Genomic DNA, 24,691 nt, shown 5'->3' on the forward strand with positions numbered 1-24,691 from the left:
CGATATGCGTAAGACAACATTCACTCGTTTATTATTTCTTTTTGGGCTAGTATTTCTAGTATTGAGCGGCTGTAAAGGTAGCAGTTTGGCAGAAAAAGATATTTTAACTCGTAGTAAAGAAACGAACGAGATCATTTGGGGTGTCAAATACGATACACGATTGTTTGGGATGATGGATATCGAAAGCCGCACTGTTCAAGGGTTTGATATCGATATCGCCAAAGCAATCACGAAGAAGATTTTAGGAGAGGACGGAAAAGCAGAGTTTGTCGAAGTCACTTCTAAAACAAGAATCCCATTATTAAAAAATGGGAATATCGATGCCATCATTGCGACGATGACGATTACCGAAGAACGTAAAAAGCAAGTCGATTTCTCTTCAGTTTATTTTGACGCCGGACAATCATTGCTCGTTGAAAAGGGTAGTCCCATCAAAAGTGTGGAGGATTTAAACGCTGAAACGACTGTTCTAGCGGTAAAAGGCTCGACTTCAGCTGCCAACATCAGAGAACATGCACCTGATGCGCGGATCTTGGAGTTAGAGAACTATGCAGAAGCATTTACTGCCTTACAATCGGGGCAAGGTGATGCCATGACGACAGACAATGCGATCTTACTCGGAATGGCAGCGGAGAACCCTAGCTATGAATTAGCAGGTGGAACATTTACCAAAGAGCCTTATGGTATTGCAATCAACAAAGGACAAGAAAATTTCTTAGATGCAGTCAACCAAGCATTAGCGGAAATGGTTGAAGACGGCACCTACGATAAGATTTATGAAAAATGGTTCCCAGATACGACTCAGGGAAAAATTGATTAAGGAGGGAATACAATGAGTGAATTGATACAAACTTATGGGCCAGCCTTCCTTGATGGATTTAAAGTAACGATCCTATCAAGTGTCTTGGCACTTTTATTCAGTTTGATCATCGGAACGTTGATGGCGATTTTTCAATTGTCACACAATAAATGGATTCGTGGTTTAGCGAAAGCCTATGTTGAATTTTTTAGGAATATCCCGTTATTGATCATCGTGATGTTCTTCTATGTCGTATTACCACTTTATTGGATCAGCTTTGATGGTTTTCAAGCAGGAACGATCGGGCTGACGATCTATACTTCCGCATTTATTGCAGAAACCGTTCGTTCGGGCATCCAAACTGTGCCAAAAGGTCAAATGGAGGCTGGTCTTTCATCAGGATTTACTTACTCAGAGACGATGCGTTACATCGTATTGCCACAGGCATTTAAAATCGTTATCCCACCATTAGGCAATCAATTTATCAATTTGGTCAAAAATTCATCGATTTTAGCAATTGTTGCTGGTTTGGATATCATGTATCAAGGGGATTTGATCGCTAGTGAAACTTTCAACACGTTTGATACCTATATCATCGTCGGTTTATTTTACTTGATCATTACCTTACCATTGTCTTATTTGATGGTTTATCTTGAGAAAAAATGGGCAGTTCGTTCATAGAAAGGAGAATCTCAATGGATTTTAGTGGTGCATTTTCATGGATGAATATTCGCTTTTTACTGGAAGGACTAAAAGTAACGATCGAAGTTTCGCTCTTCTCCATCATTTTTAGTTTTCTGATCGGTGGGCTGACAGGTGTTCTTCGTTTTGCGAGTATTCCTTATTTATCAAAAATAGTAGGTTTGATTATCGACATCATTCGTAATCTGCCATTATTGCTGATCATCTTTTTCACTTATTTTGCTTTACCGCAAATCGGTATCCAAATGAACATCTTTTGGTCAGCAGTTGCAGCATTGACGATTTTTGAATCTGCCATGTTATCAGAGATTTTCCGTGCAGGTTTGAATGCTGTGCCGAAAGGTCAGATGGAAGCAGGGCTTTCCACGGGATTAAGCTATGTGGAAACGATGCGTACGATCATCATGCCGCAAGCATTTAAGTCAATGATTCCTGCTATCGTCAGTCAGTTGATCTCGTTGATCAAAGACACTTCTTTAGCGGTGATCATCTCGTTGCCAGAATTGACACACCAAGCGCGGATCGTCTACGGTCAAAATACCAATTATGTCTTACCAATGTTCGTTATGATGACTTTCATGTATTTTGTCGTATGTTACGCACTTTCTTTACTTTCTTCTTACCTAGAAAGAAGAAAGTATAGTTATTAGTAGAAAAAATCGTATTTTAAATGGGAATTAAGAAGGAATCCACGAAATTTTTTTAAAAATTTTTTGTGGATTCCTTCTTACGTTATCCAAAAAATCCATCGGGACACGTGTTGAGTCGTCATGTGGAAAAAGAGCAGGAAAGCAGATTGTAGGACTTGATAAATCACGTCAAAAAGTCCACAATATAGAAGGTAGAATTTTTTTGAAAAAGGATGATTCGATTGACAGATAAACGTCCGATCGGTTTTATTGATTCAGGAGTTGGCGGTCTTACAGTCGTCAAAGAAGCATTGAAGCAATTGCCGAATGAAAACATATTATACGTTGGCGATACCGCGCGCTGTCCATATGGACCAAGACCAGCAGAGCAAGTGATCGCTTATACATGGGAAATGACGAATTATTTAGTTGAAAAAGGCATAAAGATGCTTGTGATTGCCTGTAATACGGCAACTGCGGTCGCATTAGAAGAAATCAAAGCAACACTCTCGATTCCAGTGATCGGTGTGATTTTGCCAGGAACGAGAGCGGCAGTCAAACAAACGAAAAATCACCGAGTAGGGGTGATTGGAACAATTGGAACCGTCAAAAGTGCCGCTTACGAGACGGCCTTGCTGGATAAAGCACCCGAACTGAAAGTCACCAGCTTGGCGTGTCCAAAGTTTGTGTCAGTCGTAGAAAGTAAAGAATACCGATCATCAGTCGCTAAAAAAATCGTGGCCCAAACTTTAGCTCCATTAGAATTAAAAGGGATCGACACCTTGATTTTAGGTTGCACCCATTATCCACTCCTTCGCCCGATCATTCAGAATGTTATGGGGGATAAAGTCATGCTAATCGATTCAGGAGCAGAAACGATTGGCGAAGTTTCGATGTTACTTGACTATTTTGAAATCAGTAATTCACCACAAAATGGCCGAACGCTTTGTCAGTTTTATACGACAGGATCAGCTAAAATGTTCCATGAGATTGCCCAAGATTGGTTAGGATTAAAAGAACTGATCGTTGAATCGATTGATTTAGGAGGAAAAGAGCAATGATGCGTCATGACGGAAGAAATGTCCAAGATTTACGTAAAATCACGATTGAAACAAATGTGCTGAAGCATCCAGAAGGATCAGTTTTGATCAGCTTTGGCGATACGAAAGTGATTTGTGCGGCAACGGTTGAAGAGACAGTCCCCCCGTTTTTAAAAGGGACTGGTAAAGGATGGGTGACAGCAGAATACAGTATGTTGCCCCGCGCCACGAATACGAGAAATCGTCGTGAAAGCAGCAAAGGTAAGTTAAGTGGACGGACGATGGAGATCCAACGTTTGATCGGTCGTTCGTTGCGTGCGGTCGTCGATCTCGAGAAACTTGGTGAACGCAGTATCATCGTTGATTGTGACGTGATCCAAGCAGACGGTGGCACCCGAACAGCAAGTATTACCGGTGCATTTGTGGCTTTAAGATTAGCTATCGAAAAATTATTACAGAAAAAAGTGTTAGCGAATGATCCAATCAAAGAACATTTAGCTGCCATCAGTGTAGGGATTTTAGCTGATGGGACATGTGTGACTGATTTGGATTATCACGAAGACGTTGCAGCAGAAGTCGATATGAACTTAGTGATGACGGAATCGGGCAAATTTGTGGAAATCCAAGGGACAGGCGAAGCAGCTACCTTTGATGGTGAACAATTGAACGAAATGCTTGTTTATGGCAAAACAGCGATCGAATCACTGATTTTTGAACAAAAAAATGTTTTGTTGAGTGAATGGTCAGACACTACGCCTGAACCGACAGAAAAAACGATTGTGATTGCTACTCGAAATGCAGGCAAAGCAGAAGAATTCCGTACCTTATTTGCGAAAGAAGGCTATACAGTCAAAACATTGTTTGATTATCCTGAGATACCTGATGTCGAAGAAACAGGTACAACATTCGAAGAAAACGCTCGGTTAAAAGCAGAAACGATTGCTCAAGTATTGAACCAGCCAGTATTGGCGGATGACTCTGGCCTGAAAGTCGATGTGTTAGGTGGTAGACCAGGAGTTTATTCTGCCCGTTTTGCTGGCGAACATAAGAGTGATGCGGCAAATAACGCAAAATTACTTTTTGAATTAACCGATGTAGCTGATGAAGAACGCACCGCACAATTTCATTGTACGTTGGTTTTCGCTGAGCCAAATAAAGAAAGTTTAGTAGTGGAAGCAGAGTGGCCTGGACGAATTGGTCGGATACCTAAAGGCGAAAATGGTTTTGGCTATGACCCTTTGTTCATTCCTGATGGGTACACTCAAACAGCGGCAGAAATCTCAAGTGAAGAAAAAAATAACCACAGTCACCGAGGCTTGGCTATGGCAAAACTAAGCCAAGTTTGGCAGGGATGGTTGGAAGGAGTGGAGTAGATGCGCTATTTAGTCGTTAGTGACAACCATGGGGATCGAGCAATCATCAAAGAATTGCTGACCCAGTATCAAAATCAAGTTGATTATTTCTTTCATTGTGGCGATTCAGAACTTGACGCAACAGATGAAGTTTGGGAAACCTATCTCGGTGTACAAGGCAATTGTGATTTCGGCACAGACTTTGAGACCAAACGAGTTGTAGATACTGGGCTTGATCGGGTATATATGACGCACGGCCATTTATCGAATGTCCGCTTTGGTTTGACTCAGTTAGCCCTTGAAGCAAAAGAGCAACAAGCAACGATTGCTCTTTTTGGGCACACCCATCAACTAGGGTGTGAATTTGAAGAAGGTATCTTGTTCTTAAATCCAGGAAGCATTTCCCAACCTCGAGGAATGATCCAAATCCCAGCTTACGCAATCATTGAGAGTACGAAAGAGACACTTGCTGTCCAATACTATAATCGATCACACAAAAAAATCGATAACATGGCATTTGAATATAAACGCTGACAAACAAACTCTAATTTTTGCTAAAAAAAGAAATGTTTGTATAGATTTTGCATCCGTTTTCGGTAAAATAGAGATATTGAAAGAATTTGAAATGGAGGGCCAATACATGATTGGACCAATTGTAAGAGAGTTATTACTGCAAAATCAAGAGACATTTTTGGTTCCAGCAGAAAACGTGGCAAATGTTATGTATCAACATCCGTTATCGCATGGACTATTAGTTTTATCGAAAGTTGGCTACACTAAAATCCCTGTCTTAGGGAAAGATGATCGCTTTGTTGGTCTAGTCAGTCTGTCGAATGTTGTCAATAAGATGATGGACCTACAAACAATCAGTATGGAACCATTAGAAGGCCTAACAGTTGCTGATGTAATGGAAACCGATGTACCAACCATTGATGAAAATTGGGAACTAGAAGAAGTTCTTCATTTACTAGTGGATGCTTCGTTCTTGCCAGTTGTCACAGAGGATAAAGTGTTCAAAGGAATCATCACACGAAAAGAGTTATTGAAAGCAGTCAATTACATGGTACACGAATTAGAACGTCAAAATATTGTATCACCAAAAATAGATGTAGATGATTTAAGAGAAAGAATCGATATCGTTAGTTAAAGGTAATTGATCCTACTCACAAAATAGAAAGACATAAAACAAATGAAGCGACGCCTAAAAGTTAGATTATATTTCTAACTTCTGGACGTCGCTTCATTTGAAGTATTAAGGAATGGCACGAGTGGGAATAAAGTTTGTCCTGAGAATCAAATAATTTAGTCATTTTAGACATTTTTCTAATGATTAAAAAAAGAGGTCAAACCTAAACACTTCTGTTCATTCGGTTTTAGATGGTAGGAGAGGGCTAATGTCCCACTCCCAGCGTAGACACTACATAAACTATTTCAACACGATCGGTGTATTTGGGATGCTGTAACCGGCAGCTGTCAGTTCTTTGACATATGAACTCAAAAATTCTTCTTTCAATTCGAACTGTTTACCATTTAAAACGTAACAAATTGTCCGAATCGCAAAGTTACTGTTGCCGATATCGACCAATCCAAAGATCGATGGCTCAGTTTGTAATTCTTCTTCGTATTTTACAGCTAACGTTTCATTAACTTTTTGAATGATCTCATAGATCTTATCATAGCCTTCTTCCGGAACGATCCGAATATCAAGAACGACTTGCATATTGGAACGAGAAAGGTTACTGATCGTTGTGATACTACGGTTTGGAATGAAGTGGACGGTACCGTCAACACCTTTGAGTTGCAGTGTCCGGATACCAACGGATACCACGGTTCCTTCGATCGTAAGATTCGTTAATTTGACATAGTCGCCAACGTCCATTTGTTGTTCCATGATAATAAAGAAGCCAGTGATTACATCACTCATAAAGCCTTGTGCGCCTAAACCGATGGCTACTCCGGCAATCCCTGCTCCGGCTAATAGTGAACCAATCGGCACACCGATCACGGATAGGATGGCATAAATAAAGAAAAAGCCAATCGTATAATTGAAAATGGTATTTAAAAGACTTTGTAACGTTTTTAAGCGGCTACCGTTAAGAACGGTTTTTTTTGAATATTGTTTAAAAGATTTGTCGATCAAGTATTTACCGATTCGATTAATGAGGCCAAAAAGAATAATCAAAAAAATAAGGAATAATCCTTTTTGGATCATTGTAGAAAAAATCCCATCCCAATCAATATTATTCCAAAAACGTTGGAACGCATTGAGTTGACTAACCGCTTGATCAGTCAAATTTTCTCCAGTTGAGCTTGTTGTTTCTGCTGTTGCAATGAATGAAAACATAAAATCCCCTTTTCTAATTAGTCTCTTTTGTATTGTAACAAGAACAGCATAAAAATCAAAATAAATCATTAGATAAGCTACCAATCACACTTGCAATAACAAGTGGTTAAAATAAACGATGACAAATGGGAGAGATAGTGCTAAAATATTTCAAAACTGACGATTGGTGGTATGAACATGCAAATAGATTGGGATAACTTAGGATTTTCTTACATCAAAACACCTTGGCGCTACGTTGCCAAATGGAAAGATGGAGAGTGGGAAAAAGGCGAATTGACCGAGGATAATTATCTGTCACTTCATGAAGGATCGCCCGCACTTCACTATGGCCAACAGTGCTTTGAAGGATTAAAGGCTTATCGCAGAAAAGATGGAAAGGTCAATTTATTCCGTCCAGAGCAAAACAGTCGTCGCTTGAACCAGAGTGCCAGACGTTTATTGATGCCCATGGTTCCAGAAAAAATGTTTGTTGATGCAGTGAAAGAAGTCGTAAAAGCAAATGAAGCCTTTGTTCCACCTTATGGTTCAGGAGCAACGTTGTATTTACGGCCTTTCCTGATCGGGGTTGGAGAAAACATTGGTGTTCATCCAGCGCCTGAGTATTTGTTTGTTGTTTTCTGTACGCCTGTAGGAGCCTATTTCAAAGGTGGATTGAAACCAACGAACTTTATCGTTTCTGACTATGACCGAGCGGCACCTAATGGAACAGGAGCTGCCAAAGTAGGAGGTAACTACGCAGCAAGTCTATTACCGGGGACTGAAGCGAAAGAATTAAATTATTCAGATTGCGTTTACCTAGATCCAGCGACGCACACAAAAATTGAAGAAGTCGGCGCGGCGAATTTCTTTGGTATCACTAAAGACAACCAGTTCATCACACCGCAATCGCCTTCGATTTTACCAAGTATTACGAAGTATTCCTTGTTGCAGATTGCGGAAGAACGTTTGGGGCTTAAAGCAGTTGAGGGAGACATCTACATCGATCAACTTGATCAATTTGCAGAAGCAGGTGCGTGTGGAACCGCAGCGGTGATTTCACCGATTGGTGGAATCTACTATAAAAATGATTTACATGTCTTTTACAGTGAGACAGAAGTAGGACCAGTAACTAAGCGTTTATATGATGAATTGACGGGTATCCAGTTTGGGGATATCGAAGCACCAGAAGGTTGGATCGAAGTCGTCGAATAATGACTGGCTTTAAAAATAACTACAAAAAAATCAGCTCTCACATTGGAGGGCTGATTTTTTATTGGATCAAGATAAGTGAACACCTTTATCTACGTAAATGATATCACCGATGATCCCGCTAGATAGGGGGCTGATCAAGAAAGCACAAGTATTTCCGACTTCTTCGATCGTCACACCTTGTTGATCGGGGGTGCGTGATTCGGATAACTCGATCAATTTTTGGTAATCCTTCACACCAGTAACTGCTAACGTTTTGATCGCACCAGCAGAGATCCCATTGACACGGATTCCTTTAGGTGAGAATTCAGCGGCTAAGTAGCGAATGGCAGCTTCTAGTGAAGCTTTTGCGATTCCCATCATATTATAATTAGGGATCGCTCGTTGTGAACCAAGATAAGACATACTTACGATGCCGCTGTTGGGAGCTAAGTATTTTTGGGCATACTTCGATACAGCGATCAATGAATAGCTGCTGATGTCTTGTGCTAATTGATAACCCTCTCTTGAAATATCAGAAACGTTACCTGAAAGCTCTTCTTTGTTGGCATAAGCAACAGCATGGACCAAACCATGGATTTCACCGGCATATTCACCAATCGTATCCATCGCTTTTTCGATGCTCTCATCGCTAGCAACATCACACTCTACAGTGAAGGCATCTTCACCGACTAATTTGACTAGCGATTTTTTCATACGTTCATTTTGGTACGTATAGATGATCTCAGCGCCTTGTTGCATCATTGCTTCTGCACAACCCCAAGCAATACTGCGTTTATTCGCAACACCCATGATCACGATTTTTTTTCCTTCTAAAAAAGACATATAGACACTCCTTTGATTCAATAAAAGTTTTGTTTGACGATAATATAAGTGCAAAAAAATAACTTCTTGATTTCTTATTATTCAGTAAAATGCTTTGATTGTCAAACTATTTTTTTGATGAATAAAAAATGATTGCCAAATAATCAAGAATATGATACTTTGATAATCAAAGTATTAATTACGGCAATTGCCCGAAAGAAGGAGTAAACTATGTCATACGCATTATCAGCAACGGAAGTAATGGATCTTATTCCAAACCGTTACCCAATTTGTTACATCGATTACGTGGATTCGATCGATTCAGGAAAGAAGATCATTGCAACAAAAAATGTAACGATCAATGAAGATTTTTTCCAAGGTCATTTCCCTGACAATCCTGTCATGCCCGGAGCGTTGATCCTAGAAACCCTTGCACAAGCAGGTTCGATCTTGATTTTAAAATCAGAAGAGTTCCTAGGGAAACGTGCGTATATCGGTGGGATCAACAAAGCAAAATTCCGTCAAAAAGTCGTTCCTGGGGATGTGATGAAGTGTCATTTTGAGATCATCAAAATGAAAGGACCTGTAGGGACTGCGATTTCTGAAGCTTTTGTTGACGATAAAAAAGTGTGTGAATGTGAATTTACATTTATCGTCAATGAGCAAGCATAAAGATAAAAATAAACTTTAGGAACCCATAGAGAGGTTCTAAAAATATCAATAGATATGGCAATAGGGGAGTGGAAAGTAGCTTTCCGCAAAAAAGAATCATCTTCTGAATAGTTTTCTATTCTTAGATGATCTTTTTTTGTCTATTTAAGACTGTTTTGAAAATGTTAAGTTTTACTAAAGATGAAAATAAAAAAATTATTTTTTAGCGAAAATATAAAAAATAGTTGTAAAGTCCCAGCCATCAAAAGTTTTTTTAGTAAAAAAGGGAGTGGGACATTCGTTCATCTCACCCACCTATAACCGAATAAACGGCGGGAACAAAAGTAACCTCTTCGAAAAATAAGGCGCCATCCACAAAAATTTGAAAAACAATTTTCGTGGATGGCGCCTTATTTCTCGAGGCTGAACACTTCTGTCACGACCTCAAAGTGATCAAATGTGTGTTTATTTTGCTTCCTGTAAGATGTTGATTTTTTCGATCTTCACATCTTCTTTTGGCTTATCTGAGCTATCTGTTTCGACAGCAGCGATCGCATCAACGACGTCCATACCTTCAACGACTTGACCAAAGACAGTGTATTCACCATCTAAGCTAGGGTAGCCGCCATTTTTATAAGCGTCAATGATAGCTTGTGGGTAATCATCTTTCAATAAACCATCATGCATGTCATCAGAGTTTTGTACGATGAAGAATTGGCTGCCATTACTATTCGGGTCTTGTGTACGAGCCATTGAAAGGGCGCCGCGGATGTTATACAGTTGGTTTGAGATCTCCGTTTCGAAACCTTCTCCCCAAATACTTTCTCCGCCAGTTCCGTTCCCTTCAGGATCGCCACCTTGGATCATAAAGTCTTGGATGACACGATGGAAAGTGACGCCATCGTAATAGCCATCTTTAGCATGAGTCATAAAGTTCTCCACAGCTTTTGGTGCAAGCTCTGGGAATAGTTTGATCTTGATCGTTCCTTTAGTTGTGACCATTTCAACTAGATCTTCGTTATCAGCGACTTCTGTATTCAATTGAGGTAACTCTAAAGAATTTAAATCGATGCTTTCTACAGTGCTAGTCTCTGTTGTTTTTTCTGTAGATTCTTTTGTACTTGAAGACGCGGTATCTGAACCGTTCGACGTACAACCAGCTGCAAATAATAGCGTTGCAGCCATACTCATAGTTAAAAATAATTTTTTGTGTTTCATAAGTAATTCCTTTCTTTTTTAGTTCGTTGTTATCTTTAATGATAGCAAATTATCAGATAAATACCTACACTTTTTCGAACAATAAGCGAAATTATTTAATAAATAGCAAAAGGTGTAGACCATTTGAAAGCGGTTTGTTATAATGTAAGTGGATACAAAAACGCACATCCAGGAGGGTATCAACACATGGGAAAATTAGGAATTTCAATTTATCCAGAACGTTCAACGTTTGAAAAGGACAAAGAATATTTAGATTTAGCACATAAATACGGATTTAAACGTGTATTCACAAGTTTATTACAAATTGCAGACGATAAAGAAAAAGTCTTAGCAGACTTTAAAAAGGTAGTCGATTATGCCAATCAATTAGAGATGGAAGTCATGGTGGATATCAATCCAGCTTTATTTGAACAGTTAGAGATCTCTTATGATGATCTATCGTTCTTTGATGAGATGGGCGCTGACGGCATTCGTCTTGATATTGGATTTACTGGAGCTGAAGAAGCAAAAATGACTCGCAATCCATACAATATCAAAATTGAGATCAACATGAGTTCAGGCACGAATTATGTTGACAATATCATGAGCTATTCGCCGAACACAGATAACTTACTAGGTTCACATAACTTTTACCCTCATCGTTATTCTGGTTTAGGATATGATCATTTTGTCGCTTGTTCGGAGAAATTCCGCAAATATAATTTGAATACGATGGCATTCGTAAATTCACAAACAGCCGACTTTGGCCCATGGCCGACACAAGACGGACTTTGTTCACTAGAAGACCATCGTGATCTTGAAATCGCGACGCAAGTCAAACACTTGATGTTGACAGGTTTGATCGATGATATCTCAGTAGGAAATGCTTATGCGAGTGAAGAGGAATTACGCGCAATGTCTGAAGCCTTCTTTGCAAGTTATCCTACATTAAAAGTGGATGTAGCAGACGATATCACAGAAGACGAACGTATTTGTCTATTCGACAACCTTCATAGTTATCGTGGAGATCGCTCAGAGTATATCTTGCGTTCCACGATGACACGCATCTATTACAAAGACAAACCATTCCCAGCGCATAATACGAAAGATATGACCCGTGGGGATGTATTGATCGATAACGTTGGTTATGGTCAATATAAAGGCGAAACACAAATTGCTTTAAAGGAAATGAAAAATGATGGGCGAGTGAATGTCGTCGGACGTATCTCAGACGATGAGTTATTCTTACTTGATTTCTTGAAACCATGGTCAAACTTCAAGTTGATTGAAAGTAAATAATTATACAATTAAATATTGAAAAGACCCGTAAAGCTTTGATCGCTTTACGGGTCTTTCAATGACGATTATTATTTATTCTAGATTGCATCACACGTCCTCTTTGTTTATACTAATTTTAGACAGTACATCAATGTGAAAGCAAGGAAGGTATAAGATGAAACTTTGGATCAAAATTTTAATCGGCGTGACATTACTCGTGACAGTCGTATTAGTCTTTGCGGGTAATTATTTTTATAACTATGCCGTTGTTCCTTCAGAAAAAGACTTTTTAGAAGGCGATACTCCTGGCACAACAAAAACAAATGAAGAATCGAGTGCACAATCTTGGTTTGCGAATCCTGACAATCGTAAAGAGTGGCAACAGATATCTACGGATGGGTTGAAGCTATCAGCCATTTATCTACCAGCAACAGACAGTCATAAGACGGCGATTGTGGCTCATGGATATATGGGCAATGCAGAAACGATGGCAAATTACGCAAAGATGTTCCATGATCTTGGCTATAACGTATTAGTACCTGATGCGCGTGGACACGGAAAAAGTGAAGGGGATTATATCGGCTTTGGCTGGCACGAACGGAAAGATTATGTGAAATGGATCGATCAAGTGCTTGAAACAAACGGTCAATCGGAAGAAATCGTTCTATACGGTATTAGTATGGGGGCAGCGACGGTGATGATGACTAGCGGAGAATCACTGCCTACAAATGTTAAAGCGATCATCGAAGATTGCGGTTATTCCTCTGTTAACGAAGAATTGGCTTATCAGCTCAATGAATTATTTAGCTTACCGCCGTTCCCACTGATCCAAGTAACCAGCTTGATGACAAAAATCAGAGCCGGCTATTTCTTTGGGGAAGCTAATGTGATCAAACAATTAGAAAAAAACCAATTACCGATGCTGTTTATCCATGGGGATGCGGATACATTTGTTCCTTACGAAATGTTGGACAAAGTCTACCAAGCGACGAACGGACCAAAAGAAAAATATATCGTCCCAGGAGCAGAGCATGCCAAAGCATATTCGATCGATCCTGAGAATTATCAAAAGACTGTAAGTAGTTTCCTAGAAAAATATGTAAAATAACTGTTGTGACCAAAGTGTTTCTTAAAGAACTTTAAGAACTTTCTTGAAACTTTTGGTCACAACGTTTTATTTTGTCTCCATTCGTTCTTGCAGTAAAATAAAGAAAGAGTCAGGTATTTCCGTGAAACTTTCAGTTTAATGATGGACAAACGGGCCATTCACCGATAAAATAGACAGGACTTGTGTTTATTGTGGAAATTCAGGTAGTCAGTATAGTTAGAATAGATAAAAGGAAATAGGAGGACGATAATATGTCCATGTTTTTAGATCAAGTAACAATCGACGTGAAGGCTGGTAAAGGCGGAGACGGGATGGTTGCGTTTCGTAGAGAAAAATATGTACCTGATGGAGGACCGGCTGGTGGTGATGGCGGTCAAGGAGGCGATGTGATCTTAGTCGTTGATGAAGGCTTACGCACGTTGATGGACTTCCGTTTCAACCGTCACTTTAAGGCTCAGCCCGGTGAAAATGGCATGAGTAAAGGGATGCATGGACGTGGTTCTGATGATACGTATGTCAAAGTCCCTCAAGGAACAACTGTACGTGATGCAGAAACAGGGGCACTCTTAGGAGATTTGATCGAAGATGGTCAGACTTTAGTAGTAGCAAAAGGTGGCCGCGGCGGTCGCGGAAATATCCGTTTTGCTTCTCCAAGAAACCCTGCGCCGGAAATTGCTGAAAACGGCGAACCCGGCCAAGAACGTAAAATCGAATTAGAATTAAAAGTACTAGCAGACGTAGGTCTCGTAGGTTTTCCTTCGGTTGGGAAATCGACCTTGCTTTCTGTGATCTCTTCGGCAAGACCAAAAATCGGGGCGTATCACTTTACTACCCTTGTACCAAATCTAGGGATGGTCACTACAAGTGACGGACGTAGTTTTGCGGCGGCGGATCTTCCAGGACTAATCGAAGGAGCTTCACAAGGCGTCGGATTAGGCACACAATTTTTGCGTCATATCGAACGTACTCGTGTCATTTTGCATGTGATCGATATGAGTGGAATGGAAGGGCGCGATCCTTACGAAGATTACTTGGCGATCAACCATGAGTTGTCTTCTCATAACTTGCGCTTGTTAGAGCGTCCACAGATCATTGTAGCAAATAAGATGGATATGCCGGATGCAGAAGAAAATCTAGTGAAATTCAAAGAACAACTAAATAAAAACAAAGAAGATGAATTTGCCGATGACATCCCAGTATTCCCAATCTCTGGTGTGACTCGTAAAGGACTGGATGCCTTACTGAATGCGACAGCTGATCTGTTGGAAGTAACACCAGAATTCCCATTATACGAGGAAGAGATCGAAGAAGAAACCGTTCATTATGGCTTCAATCCAGAAGGTCCTGAATTTACGATTGATCGTGAACCAGATGCGACATGGGTATTGTCAGGTGAGAAAATCGAGAAGTTGTTCCAAATGACTAACTTTGACCACGATGAAACGGTGATGCGTTTTGCTCGCCAATTACGTGGGATGGGTGTCGATGAAGCCTTGCGTGCCAGAGGTGCAAAAGATGGTGACTTGGTGCGTATTGGTGAGTTTGAGTTTGAATTTGTCGAATAATATTAGATACACCACATATTTAAGTGACTAGATAGCCGTTCAGTTCCAAGTAGTAAGGCAAAATTTGAGAAAATGATCGTTCATTTTTTTGGGTTTTGACTTACTCTCTTAGGAGCAGGCTTTCGTAGAACCTTTATCGGATTTGAGGAGTTGACGAATGTCAAACTCCTTTTTTTGTATACTGCGTTATTTTTTAAAGGTTTTCCCTTTTATTTTTGTTTATTCCAAGGTACACTAAAAGAAAATGAGAAAGAGGCGATCTCCATGAGCAAACGAGTGATCATATTGAATTTTGAGTTAGAAAGTCAAGCTTACCAAGCATTTTCCGAAATCAAGAAGCTTCACATGACGAGAGCGATCAAAGGCGAACAAATGGCGGTCATCAGCCATCAGTCTAATGGCGCCCATCAATTCAAAATCGAAGACTTCTTAGATTTTACTGGGAACAATAAATCCTCTAAAGGTGGTCTGATCGGAATGCTAGTTGGCGTTTTAGGTGGCCCATTAGGGATCTTGCTAGGATGGTTTGCGGGCGGAATGATCGGTGCGAGCCAAGATGCCAAGGAAATCAAAGATGCACAAACGGTGTTTGATTTTGTTGGAAATAAGATCGGCGAAGGCGCAACAGGTCTGATCTTGATCGCAGAAGAAGAGGACAACCGACCATTGAACCAACTTGTGATGATGGAATTAGGTGGAGAAATCACTCGATTGGATTATGAAGAAGTAGAACAAGACGTTCATGATGCAACTGAGGTAGAAAAACATGCAAAAGAAACAGCGCAGAAAAATTGGGATGAAAAGCACAAAAAGCCAACCGATAGCTCAGAGGATACTACGCCTTCTGAATAACGATAAAAAGAATGGATGTAAGAATAGTGGTACTTATTCACTCTTTTCATTTATAGGGACAGTCTTCTAAAAATTATCCTGCGAATTTCAGTTGATTGTCGGCTGATTTTACCCTAGAATTAATAAGAATGAATAGAAAGTTAGGTAAATTATGGAACTAGAATTTTTAGGTACAGGCGCAGGGGTTCCTGCTAAACATCGAAATGTCTCAAGTATCGCATTGAAACTTTTGGACGAGCGAAATGAGATTTGGTTGTTTGATTGTGGGGAAGGCACGCAAATGCAGATTCTACGAACAAATATCCGTCCAAGAAAAATAGAAAAAATATTTATCACTCATCTCCATGGGGATCATATTTTTGGTTTGCCAGGTTTAATCAGTAGTCGCTCTTTTCAGGGTGGCGAAACACCATTAGAAATCTATGGCCCTAAAGGAACGGAAGCATTTGTACGCAATGCGCTGACGATTTCTCAAACCAAACTAGGCTATCCCCTTGTTTTTATTGATTTATCAGAAGATCAAGCTATTTTTGAAGACGCACACTTTTCTGTGTATGCAAAAAAATTAAGCCATGGCATCGATAGCTACGGATATCGGATCGTTGAGCATGATCACAAAGGCGAATTACAAGTGGATAAGCTTAAAGAACTGAATATTCCAGCTGGTCCCATCTATGGAAAACTAAAAAAAGGGGAGACGGTCCAATTAGACAATGGCCAGCTCCTCAATGGACGCGATTTTGTCGGTCCAGATAAAAAAGGACGAATCGTGACCATTTTAGGAGATACTCGAAAAACGACCAATTCTGTTATATTAGCAAAAAACGCAGATGTCTTGGTGCATGAAAGTACGTTTAATAAAAACGAGGCGAGAATGGCCCATAATTATTTCCATTCAACGACTCATCAAGCCGCAGAAGTGGCAAAAGAAGCAAATGTCCAAAGATTATTACTGACCCATATCAGTGCGAGATATCTAGGAAAAGCAACACAAGAACTTGAACAAGAAGCGCAAGAAATCTTTCCAAATACAAAAGTCATGAAAGATTTTGAGGTTGTGGATGTTCCGTTTCAAGAGGAGGAAAAAAGTTGAATTTAGAAAATAAAGTCGTTTTAGTCACTGGTGGCTCTGGTGGTTTAGGTGCACAAATCTGTTATGAAGCAGCAAAACAAGGAGCAATCGTTGTCACGTGTGCGAGAAGAATCCAACAAATCGGCGAAGTGAAGGCGGTTTGTCAAGAACTAAGTGGAAAACCAGCATACGCGTTTCAACTAGATGTTAGTAATCCTGACAGCGTAGATGAATTGTACGACAAGGTGATGACTGAGGTCGGTCGTGTTGATATCTTAGTCAATAATGCTGGATTTGGTATCTTTGAGGATTTCTTATCCTTTGACTTAGGAAAAGCCTACGATATGTTCGAAGTCAATGTCTTGGGGATGATGGTATTGACACAAAAATTTGCGATCGATATGGCAGAAAGACGTCAAGGACATATCATCAATGTGGCATCCATGGCAGGAAAAATGGCGACAGCTAAATCTACGATCTATTCTGCTACTAAATTTGCTGTTTTGGGCTTTTCAAATGCGTTACGTTTAGAGTTGAAGCCACTAGGAGTCGCGGTCACTACGGTAAATCCCGGACCAATCGAAACGGAATTTTTTGATAAGGCTGATCCAAGTGGTAGTTATTTGGAAAAAGTCGGTCATTTAGTTTTGGATTCAACTAAATTAGCACAAACGATCGTGCGAGCGATGAAGCATCCTAAACGTGAGATCAATCAGCCGGTATTGCTAGAAATCGCGTCTAAATTTTATGCACTTTTCCCAACCATTGGGGATTATTTTGCAGGTGGAATTTTTAATAAAAAGTAGGTGAAGTAAATGAAAAAGCAAGGTAGTGTGATCGTTGGTTTTTTACTTGTACTTGTCATTGTCGTGTTCGCTGTATTGAACAATCAAAATGTTCCTGTAAGCTTTGGATTTGCTTCTTTTAATGCGCCATTGATTCTAGTGATCATTGGTTCAGCATTGATTGGTGCATTGATTGTATTTTTAACAGCCTTTACGACACTATGGCAACAGAAGAAACAATTAAAACAATTAACAAAAGAATTAGCAGAGAACCAAGCAGATATCCAAAAGAAAATCGAAGAGGCGACAGAAGAACAACAAAGACAATTTCGAAATGAACGTGCGGAACTTGAAGCGGCCTATCAAGCAGAATTACAAGCAAAGCAAATACAGATCGAACAAATGCAAACACCTTTTGAATCACCTTCTCAAACACCAAAGCAAAGCGTCAATTACTTTGATTGATCATGGATAGCTGATGTTTTTTTGAAAGTAAATAGAATAAAGTGGTAGAAATCACTGTATCAAAAATCAAATAGAGGATTTATTACTCAATTTCTAAAAGGCAACCAAAGTAGGCAAACGAATCTGTTTTGTCTACTTTGGTTTATTTAAGTTGGAGATGTCAGAATCTAATCTTCTGAAATTCTTTTTTTTAGAGAAGACGTTTGCTATAATGACTAAGTTAGGGGTGAGTATGTGAGACGAGCAAATTTTGATTGGAAGGTCAATGAAACAACACCTTCTGAATCTTTTATCCAAATAATCAAACAACAAGGATTGTCTCCTCTGATCGGGCAATTGCTATGGCAAAGAGGATACCGAGAGGAAGAAAGTATCCATCGGTTTTTACATCCAAAAGAGCAAAAGTTGCATGATCCATATTTGATGTTTGATATGGACAAGGCAATCAGCCGTATCCAAGAAGCCGTGATCAATGGTGAACAAATCTTAGTTTACGGAGATTATGATGCAGATGGCATCACCAGTGCGACCGTCATGAAAGAAACGTTAGAATTGCTTGGTGCCCAAGTGGAAGTCTTTTTACCTAATCGATTTGAACATGGGTATGGACCTAATCTAACCGTTTATCAAGAGAAAATAGCCGCAGGGACTCAATTGATCGTGACTGTCGATAATGGGGTAGCTGGGCATGAAGCAATTGCTTATGCACAACAGCAGGAAGTAGATGTGATCGTGACAGATCATCATGAGTTGCCTAGTGAATTACCGGCGGCTTATGCAATCATCCATCCCCGCCATCCACAAGGCAATTATCCTTTTGGAGAATTAGCAGGTGTCGGTGTCGCGTTTAAAGTAGCGACCGCTTTGTTGGAAGAACCACCAGCAGAATTTTTAGATTTAGTCGCAATTGGCACAATCGCTGACCTTGTCTCTATGACTGATGAGAATCGGACGCTAGTGGCGTTAGGTTTAGAGGCAATTCGTCATACCGAGCGAGTAGGCTTACAGGCACTGTTTGCGAAAAGTAGTGTACGTACGAATGAAGCGGATGAAACGATGATCGGTTTTTCGATTGCCCCGCGCTTGAATGCCATCGGCCGGATGGGAGACCCTAATCCAGCGGTTGAATTACTAGCCACATTCGACGAAAGTCAAGCTCAGACATTAGCCGAACAGTTACAAACGGTCAATGAAGAACGTAAAGCGATCGTTGAGCAAATCACCTCAGAAGCATTTGCGATGATCAATGAAGAGAACCAGATCCATTTATTAGCACATCCAGGCTGGCATGAAGGGGTACTAGGGATCGTTGCAGGAAAAATCATGAATCAAACAGGCAAACCAACAATCGTGCTAGGCATCAAAGACCAGTCCGTTGCAAAAGGATCAGGTCGAAGTATCGAAGCGTTGAATCTTTTCGATATGCTGAATGAGATGCGTGAATTGTTTACATTTTTTGGCGGCCATCACGCAGCAGTCGGATTAACAATGCCAGCGGAAAATATCCCTGAGTTACAAGACCGGATGAATGCCTATATAGAAGAAAAGCAAATCGACTTGTCTAAAGGTCCTGTGTTGGTGATCGATGAAATCGTCTCCCCAAAGGATGTAACGGTCGAACAAATCGCTACATTGAAATTACTGGCACCATTCGGAACAGATAATCCTGTACCTAACTTTTTATTCAAACAGGTTGCAGTCGAAAATGTAAAACGAATCGGTTCGAACCAACAGCACTTGAAGCTTTCTTTAGTGGATGAAGATAGTGAATTAGAGGCTGTCGCGTTTGGTTTTGGCCCACAAGAAAATGAATTTGTAGATGATTCGCTTGATATTGTAGGACAATTATCGATCAATGAATGGAATGGGCGCAAAAAACCGCAGCTGATGGTTTCTGACTTTGCAGTAGAAGGATTGCAAGTATTTGATTGGCGGGCGAAACGTTACCGAACATTAGCAAATGAAATCGAAAGTCCGTTCTATTTAGCGTTTGATGAAGCATCGATCAAAGAACTAAATGAGTCGATACAAAAACACATCATTCATTGGACAGATAAAGAAATGATTCAATCATGGATTCAGGAAAATGACCCAAACGCATTAGTCGTGATCGATTGTCCAACCGATTTGAACGACTTGAAAGAGATCTTATCATTTGGGTCCTTTAGCCGAGTTTACTTTTTAGGTATTTCTGTTGATGAAGCATACTTGAACGGTGTAGGAACAAGAGAACAATATGCTCGACTCTTCAAATTGATCCATGCGCAAGAACGGATCGATATCAGACATAAATTAGGTGCAATGGCCAACTATTTAAAAATTCCACAAAAATTATTAATTTTTATGATACAGGTGTTTTTTGAGTTGAAGTTTGTTACAATAAACAATGGTGTTTTGGAGAAAGTCGCAGATCCGGCGAGTCATCTATTGACTGCAAGTGACCGCTATCAGGAGCGATTGAAAAAAATCAAATCAGAGGAATTCTTACTATTAAGTGACATTCCCACAATAAAAAAATGGTTAACAACCTAGGAGGAAACAATAAAGTGGATTTAAAAAATTATATTGCCAGTATTCCTGACTATCCGTCCAAAGGAATTATATTTAGAGATATCTCGCCATTGATGGCTGATGGAGATGCTTATCGTGAAGCAACGAAGCAAATCGTTGATTATGCGAAAGAAAAACGTATCGATATGGTCGTTGGACCAGAAGCACGTGGATTTATCGTAGGGTGTCCAGTGGCTTACGAATTAGGCGTGGGCTTTGCTCCTGTGCGTAAAAAAGGAAAATTACCTCGCGAAACGATCGAAGTCACTTACGGGCTTGAATACGGTACAGATACCTTGACGTTGCACAAAGATGCAATTCAACCAGGACAAAGAGTCTTGATCTGTGATGACTTATTAGCAACAGGTGGAACGATCAAAGCAACGATCGAATTGATCGAAGAACTTGGCGGAGTTGTTGTGGGTTGTGCCTTTTTGATCGAGTTGATGGATCTGCATGGTCGTGACAAAATCGAAGGCTACGACATGATTACTTTGATGGAGTATTAATCAAATAAAATATTGAACAGAAAACCCCCTTCCACAAACGGATGAATCGTTTGCGGAAGGGGATTTTCGTTGGATGAGTAGCCTCAATTTATTGATGGAACAAATGTGTGCAAGGAGTAGGTAGTCAGTTTGTCGTTAAAAAAAGCAAACGAGCGATCATCGTTTGCTTGGACGGATTTTTCATAGAAGCGATCTTATTTACTTTTACGAGTGCCTGGAGCTGTAATAGGTTTCGTGATAGAAGGAGTCTTCATGGGATTGACGACGTTGTGATTGACGGTATTTTTTTTCATCCCACAACATAAACCACAATGTAAACAAAGGAACAAAAACCAACAGCGCTGTACGTAGACCAAAATTACCAATAATAATACCTAAAAACAAAACGATCAATACTAAACCAAAACGTCTCATTGATTTCATGATTTTCACCTCTTTATAGAATGCGAACAAAAGTTCGTATCATTAGTATACGAACTTTTGTTCGGTTTGTAAAGAGGGAAGTTCAAAAAGAACAAAGATATCTACTAAAAGAGGAAAAGACGAGCTTGAGATCATGATCTCAAGCTCGTAAATAAATAACTGAATTTTCTTTTTTATCAATAAATATGACTACGGTACAGACCGACGACACGACCTAAGATCGACACCTCATCTAAAATGATCGGTTCCAGTAAATCATTCTCGGGTTGCAAACGGAAATGATCTCTTTCTTTATAGAACCGTTTGCAAGTTGCTTCGTCTTCTGCAGTCATCGCAATCACGATATCACCATTTTGTGCAGTTTCTTGTTTACGGACAATGACATTATCGCCATCCAATATCCCAGCATTGATCATACTTTCTCCTCGGATCGTCAACATGAACAGACTGCCTTCTTCTGAGGAAAGGTTTGGTGGGACTGGAAAGAAGTCAGAAGCTTCCTCGACAGCTAGTATCGGCTCTCCGGCAGTAACAACGCCGAGAACAGGGATCGTCGTTGGGCGAATCCCAATTTTTGATAATCCTTGTTGCGTCAATTCGATTGCACGTGGTTTCGTAGGGTCTCTTTGAATAAAGCCTTTTTTCTCTAATCGGGCAAGATGACCATGGACTGTCGATGTGGAAGAAAGCTGAACAGCTTCTCCGATCTCACGGACAGTCGGTGGATAGCCTTTTTGGGTCACTTGTTCGTGAATATATCGTAAGACTTCGATTTGTCTTGTTTCAGTTTGTCGGGCCACAAGGTACACCTTCTTTCACTTGATAACTAAATAGTACCATAGAAAATACATGATTTCAAACAAATGTTCGCATTAAAGACTATTGATGTAGTTGTTTTTTTTTCGTTTTTTATATAAGATGTAGGAGAAGCAAAAGCGAGGAGGAATAGTTGTGTTATCGCCTGAAAAAATCGAACGTATCAATCAGTTAGCTAAAAAGAAAAAAGCAGAAGGATTGACACCAGCTGAAGTCAAAGAGCAAAAGGAATTACGAGAAGCATATCTGACAGCCTTTCGTTCTGGCATGAGACATCATATTGAAGGGATGAAAGTGGTTGATCCCGATGGAAATGATGTCACACCAGATAAATTGAAAGAAATCCAGAAGAAAAAAGGCCTCCACGATCGAAATAGCAAGTTTTAGTAAAAAAAACTAAAAGTCGTTGCTTTTTCAGAGGAGATACTATAAAATTAGAAGTAGAAATATAGGTAAAAAAAACCTAAATTACAGGAGGGGTTACATTGTTTGATAAAATTGATCAGCTTGGTGTGAATACGATCCGTACATTGAGTGTCGATGCAGTACAAAAAGCAAATTCAGGACATCCGGGGTTACCAATGGGTGCCGCGCCAATGGCTTATGCCCTTTGGACGAAACACTTGAAAGTGAATCCGAAAACTTCTAAAAACTGGGCAGACCGTGACCGTTTTGTCTTATCTGCGGGACATGGTTCAGCGATGTTGTACAGTTTGTTGCACTTAGCAGGGTACCAAGTGACGATTGATGACTTGAAACAATTCCGTCAATGGGAGTCAAAAACACCAGGACACCCTGAGGTCAACCATACGGACGGCGTCGAAGCAACGACTGGTCCGTTAGGACAAGGGATCGCAATGGCTGTGGGGATGGCAATGGCAGAAGCGCATCTAGCAGCGACCTACAACAAAGATCAATTCAACGTCGTTGATCATTATACCTATGCGTTATGTGGCGATGGCGACCTGATGGAAGGCGTATCTCAAGAAGCAAGTTCGATGGCTGGTCATATGAAATTAGGAAAATTAATCGTTTTATACGATTCAAACGATATTTCTTTAGATGGACCAACCTCAAAAGCCTTCACTGAAAATGTTGGCGCACGCTATGAAGCTTACGGTTGGCAACATATCTTGGTCAAAGACGGCAATGATTTGGAAGCTATCTCAAAAGCAATTGAAGAAGCGAAAGTCGAAACAGACAAACCGACATTGATCGAAGTGAAAACGGTCATCGGATTTGGTGCACCAAACCAAGGTACTTCTGCGGTCCACGGCGCACCACTTGGCTTAGAAGGCATTCAAAAAGCCAAAGAGATCTATGGTTGGGAATACCCTGACTTTACCGTACCAGAAGAAGTGGCGGAACGCTTCCGTCAAACAATGGTTGAAGAAGGCGAAAAAGCTGAAAATGCTTGGCGTGAGATGTTCGCAGCATACAAAGCAGCGTATCCAGAATTAGCGCAACAATTCGAAGATGCTTTTGCTGGGAAGTTACCAGAGAATTGGGATGCCGAACTTCCAACGTACGACGAAGGTGAAAGCCAAGCGAGTCGTGTCTCAAGTAAAGAAGTTATCCAAGAATTATCAAAAGCGATCCCAAGCTTCTGGGGTGGTTCTGCCGATCTATCTGGATCAAACAATACGATGGTGACAGCAGACAAAGATTTCACGCCTGAACACTATGAAGGCCGCAATATTTGGTTTGGTGTTCGTGAGTTTGCGATGGCATCAGCGATGAACGGGATCCAATTGCATGGTGGTACCCGGATCTATGGGGGAACATTCTTTGTCTTTGTCGATTACTTGCGACCAGCTGTGCGTTTAGCAGCGATCCAAAACACGCCAGTTATTTTCGTCTTGACCCATGACTCTGTGGCAGTTGGTGAAGATGGCCCGACGCATGAGCCAGTGGAACAATTGGCTTCGGTTAGAAGTATGCCAGGTGTCCATGTCTTACGTCCGGCGGACGGGAACGAAACTCGTGCGGCGTGGAAAGTTGCGATGGAATCGACAGATACACCAACGATCTTAGTCTTGAGTCGTCAAAATCTACCAGTTCTTCCAACAACAAAAGAAGTGGCGGATGATATGGTTAAAAAAGGTGCCTATGTCTTGTCTCCAGCTAAAGGGGAACAACCAGAAGGAATCTTGATCGCGACAGGTTCAGAAGTGGATCTAGCGGTCAAAGCGCAAAAAGTATTAGCGGAACAAGGAAAAGATGTCTCAGTGGTTTCTATGCCAAGTTTTGATTTGTTTGAACAACAATCTGCAGAATATCAAGAAAGTGTCTTGCCAAAATCAGTGACGAAGCGTGTTGCGATTGAAGCGGCTGCTTCATTTGGATGGGAACGTTATGTAGGAATTGAAGGTCAAACGATCACGATCGATCACTTTGGTGCTTCTGCTCCTGGAAACAAAATACTTGAAGAATTTGGTTTTACAGTAGATAATGTAGTTAACGTCTTCAATCAATTATAGACAAATACTGAAAGCAGTTCGATTGGAGTGCTTGGAGATTTTTTCCAAGCCTCCAATTTTCTATTTTTTTAGGTACAAATTA

The 24,691-nt window shown here is 40.4% G+C and carries 25 protein-coding genes; 20 read left to right on the forward strand and 5 right to left on the reverse strand.

The features are described from left to right. Positions 1–4: 4 nt before the first annotated feature. From IGK01_RS06120 to cbpB, 7 genes are all read left to right on the forward strand, one after another. Entirely contained in the window at positions 5–820 is an 816-nt protein-coding gene (locus tag IGK01_RS06120; RefSeq protein ID WP_010735593.1) for a transporter substrate-binding domain-containing protein, read from the forward strand. A gap of 12 nt (positions 821–832) precedes the next feature. Beyond that, the gene (locus tag IGK01_RS06125; protein WP_023519564.1) at positions 833–1,480 is read left to right on the forward strand and encodes an amino acid ABC transporter permease; all 648 of its coding nucleotides are present in this window, start codon (positions 833–835) and stop codon (positions 1,478–1,480) included. A 14-nt stretch (positions 1,481–1,494) separates the two neighbouring features. Beyond that, on the forward strand, positions 1,495–2,151 hold the full coding sequence (locus tag IGK01_RS06130) for an amino acid ABC transporter permease (protein ID WP_010735591.1): 657 nt from the start codon (positions 1,495–1,497) through the stop codon (positions 2,149–2,151). A 212-nt stretch (positions 2,152–2,363) separates the two neighbouring features. Continuing rightward, a complete protein-coding gene (gene racE, locus IGK01_RS06135) occupies positions 2,364–3,191 on the forward strand; it encodes a glutamate racemase (protein WP_019724592.1) in 828 nt (275 codons plus the stop codon). Continuing rightward, positions 3,191–4,543: a ribonuclease PH gene (rph, locus tag IGK01_RS06140; RefSeq protein WP_438748932.1), complete on the forward strand. Its 1,353-nt coding sequence runs from the start codon at positions 3,191–3,193 to the stop codon at positions 4,541–4,543. Before racE ends, rph begins: the two co-directional genes overlap by 1 nt. Further along, entirely contained in the window at positions 4,544–5,056 is a 513-nt protein-coding gene (locus IGK01_RS06145) for a metallophosphoesterase (protein WP_010735588.1), read from the forward strand. It abuts the gene before it with no gap. A gap of 106 nt (positions 5,057–5,162) precedes the next feature. Beyond that, positions 5,163–5,669 carry a cyclic-di-AMP-binding protein CbpB gene (gene cbpB, locus IGK01_RS06150; protein WP_010735587.1) on the forward strand — a complete coding sequence of 169 codons (507 nt, stop codon included), beginning with the start codon at positions 5,163–5,165 and terminating at the stop codon, positions 5,667–5,669. Between the two features lie 279 nt (positions 5,670–5,948). Here cbpB and IGK01_RS06155 read toward each other — a convergent pair whose 3' ends face one another. Further along, positions 5,949–6,866, reverse strand: a complete 918-nt coding sequence (locus IGK01_RS06155) for a mechanosensitive ion channel family protein (RefSeq protein WP_010735586.1) — start codon at positions 6,864–6,866, stop codon at positions 5,949–5,951. Between the two features lie 177 nt (positions 6,867–7,043). Between IGK01_RS06155 and IGK01_RS06160 the strand changes: the two genes are divergently transcribed. Next, complete coding sequence (locus IGK01_RS06160) at positions 7,044–8,057, forward strand: branched-chain amino acid aminotransferase (protein WP_137072360.1); 1,014 nt, start codon at positions 7,044–7,046, stop codon at positions 8,055–8,057. A gap of 66 nt (positions 8,058–8,123) precedes the next feature. Here IGK01_RS06160 and fabI read toward each other — a convergent pair whose 3' ends face one another. Further along, entirely contained in the window at positions 8,124–8,879 is a 756-nt protein-coding gene (fabI, locus tag IGK01_RS06165; protein ID WP_023519569.1) for an enoyl-ACP reductase FabI, read from the reverse strand. 210 nt (positions 8,880–9,089) lie between these two features. Here fabI and fabZ point away from each other — a divergent pair, with 210 nt between their 5' ends. After that, entirely contained in the window at positions 9,090–9,530 is a 441-nt protein-coding gene (fabZ, locus tag IGK01_RS06170; protein WP_010735583.1) for a 3-hydroxyacyl-ACP dehydratase FabZ, read from the forward strand. A 444-nt stretch (positions 9,531–9,974) separates the two neighbouring features. Here the strand turns inward: fabZ and IGK01_RS06175 are convergent, their stop codons facing one another. Beyond that, complete coding sequence (locus tag IGK01_RS06175; protein WP_019723747.1) at positions 9,975–10,727, reverse strand: peptidylprolyl isomerase; 753 nt, start codon at positions 10,725–10,727, stop codon at positions 9,975–9,977. 186 nt (positions 10,728–10,913) lie between these two features. Here IGK01_RS06175 and IGK01_RS06180 point away from each other — a divergent pair, with 186 nt between their 5' ends. The 9 genes from IGK01_RS06180 (at position 10,914) to IGK01_RS06220 (ending at position 20,890) form a co-directional block, all read left to right on the forward strand. After that, positions 10,914–12,005 carry a DUF871 domain-containing protein gene (locus IGK01_RS06180; protein ID WP_019723746.1) on the forward strand — a complete coding sequence of 364 codons (1,092 nt, stop codon included), beginning with the start codon at positions 10,914–10,916 and terminating at the stop codon, positions 12,003–12,005. A gap of 154 nt (positions 12,006–12,159) precedes the next feature. Beyond that, positions 12,160–13,092, forward strand: coding sequence for an alpha/beta hydrolase (locus tag IGK01_RS06185; protein WP_438840567.1), 933 nt, complete (start codon positions 12,160–12,162; stop codon positions 13,090–13,092). A 251-nt stretch (positions 13,093–13,343) separates the two neighbouring features. Beyond that, entirely contained in the window at positions 13,344–14,657 is a 1,314-nt protein-coding gene (gene obgE, locus IGK01_RS06190; RefSeq protein WP_034689254.1) for a GTPase ObgE, read from the forward strand. A gap of 264 nt (positions 14,658–14,921) precedes the next feature. Next, positions 14,922–15,509, forward strand: coding sequence for a hypothetical protein (locus tag IGK01_RS06195; RefSeq protein ID WP_023519572.1), 588 nt, complete (start codon positions 14,922–14,924; stop codon positions 15,507–15,509). A gap of 151 nt (positions 15,510–15,660) precedes the next feature. Continuing rightward, entirely contained in the window at positions 15,661–16,602 is a 942-nt protein-coding gene (rnz, locus tag IGK01_RS06200) for a ribonuclease Z (protein ID WP_438840568.1), read from the forward strand. Beyond that, on the forward strand, positions 16,599–17,387 hold the full coding sequence (locus tag IGK01_RS06205) for an SDR family NAD(P)-dependent oxidoreductase (protein WP_029594283.1): 789 nt from the start codon (positions 16,599–16,601) through the stop codon (positions 17,385–17,387). The genes rnz and IGK01_RS06205 overlap by 4 nt, the downstream gene beginning before the upstream one ends. 9 nt (positions 17,388–17,396) lie before the next feature. Continuing rightward, on the forward strand, positions 17,397–17,831 hold the full coding sequence (locus IGK01_RS06210) for a lipopolysaccharide assembly protein LapA domain-containing protein (RefSeq protein WP_438840569.1): 435 nt from the start codon (positions 17,397–17,399) through the stop codon (positions 17,829–17,831). A 234-nt stretch (positions 17,832–18,065) separates the two neighbouring features. Next, positions 18,066–20,363, forward strand: a complete 2,298-nt coding sequence (gene recJ / locus IGK01_RS06215; protein WP_438840570.1) for a single-stranded-DNA-specific exonuclease RecJ — start codon at positions 18,066–18,068, stop codon at positions 20,361–20,363. 14 nt (positions 20,364–20,377) lie between these two features. After that, complete coding sequence (locus tag IGK01_RS06220; RefSeq protein WP_010735573.1) at positions 20,378–20,890, forward strand: adenine phosphoribosyltransferase; 513 nt, start codon at positions 20,378–20,380, stop codon at positions 20,888–20,890. Between the two features lie 204 nt (positions 20,891–21,094). Here IGK01_RS06220 and IGK01_RS06225 read toward each other — a convergent pair whose 3' ends face one another. After that, a complete protein-coding gene (locus tag IGK01_RS06225; protein ID WP_023519576.1) occupies positions 21,095–21,313 on the reverse strand; it encodes a hypothetical protein in 219 nt (72 codons plus the stop codon). 176 nt (positions 21,314–21,489) lie between these two features. Further along, positions 21,490–22,113 carry a transcriptional repressor LexA gene (gene lexA / locus IGK01_RS06230; protein WP_010735571.1) on the reverse strand — a complete coding sequence of 208 codons (624 nt, stop codon included), beginning with the start codon at positions 22,111–22,113 and terminating at the stop codon, positions 21,490–21,492. Positions 22,114–22,264: 151 nt separating this feature from the next. On the opposite strand from lexA, the gene IGK01_RS06235 reads away from it, so the two are divergent. Next, entirely contained in the window at positions 22,265–22,516 is a 252-nt protein-coding gene (locus tag IGK01_RS06235) for a DUF896 family protein (protein ID WP_010735570.1), read from the forward strand. A 98-nt stretch (positions 22,517–22,614) separates the two neighbouring features. Next, on the forward strand, positions 22,615–24,609 hold the full coding sequence (gene tkt, locus IGK01_RS06240) for a transketolase (protein WP_244062920.1): 1,995 nt from the start codon (positions 22,615–22,617) through the stop codon (positions 24,607–24,609). The last annotated feature ends 82 nt before the right edge of the window (positions 24,610–24,691 follow it).

Source organism: Enterococcus sp. AZ080 (assembly GCF_051714945.1).
GTDB classification, from domain to species: domain Bacteria; phylum Bacillota; class Bacilli; order Lactobacillales; family Enterococcaceae; genus Enterococcus_B; species Enterococcus_B pernyi.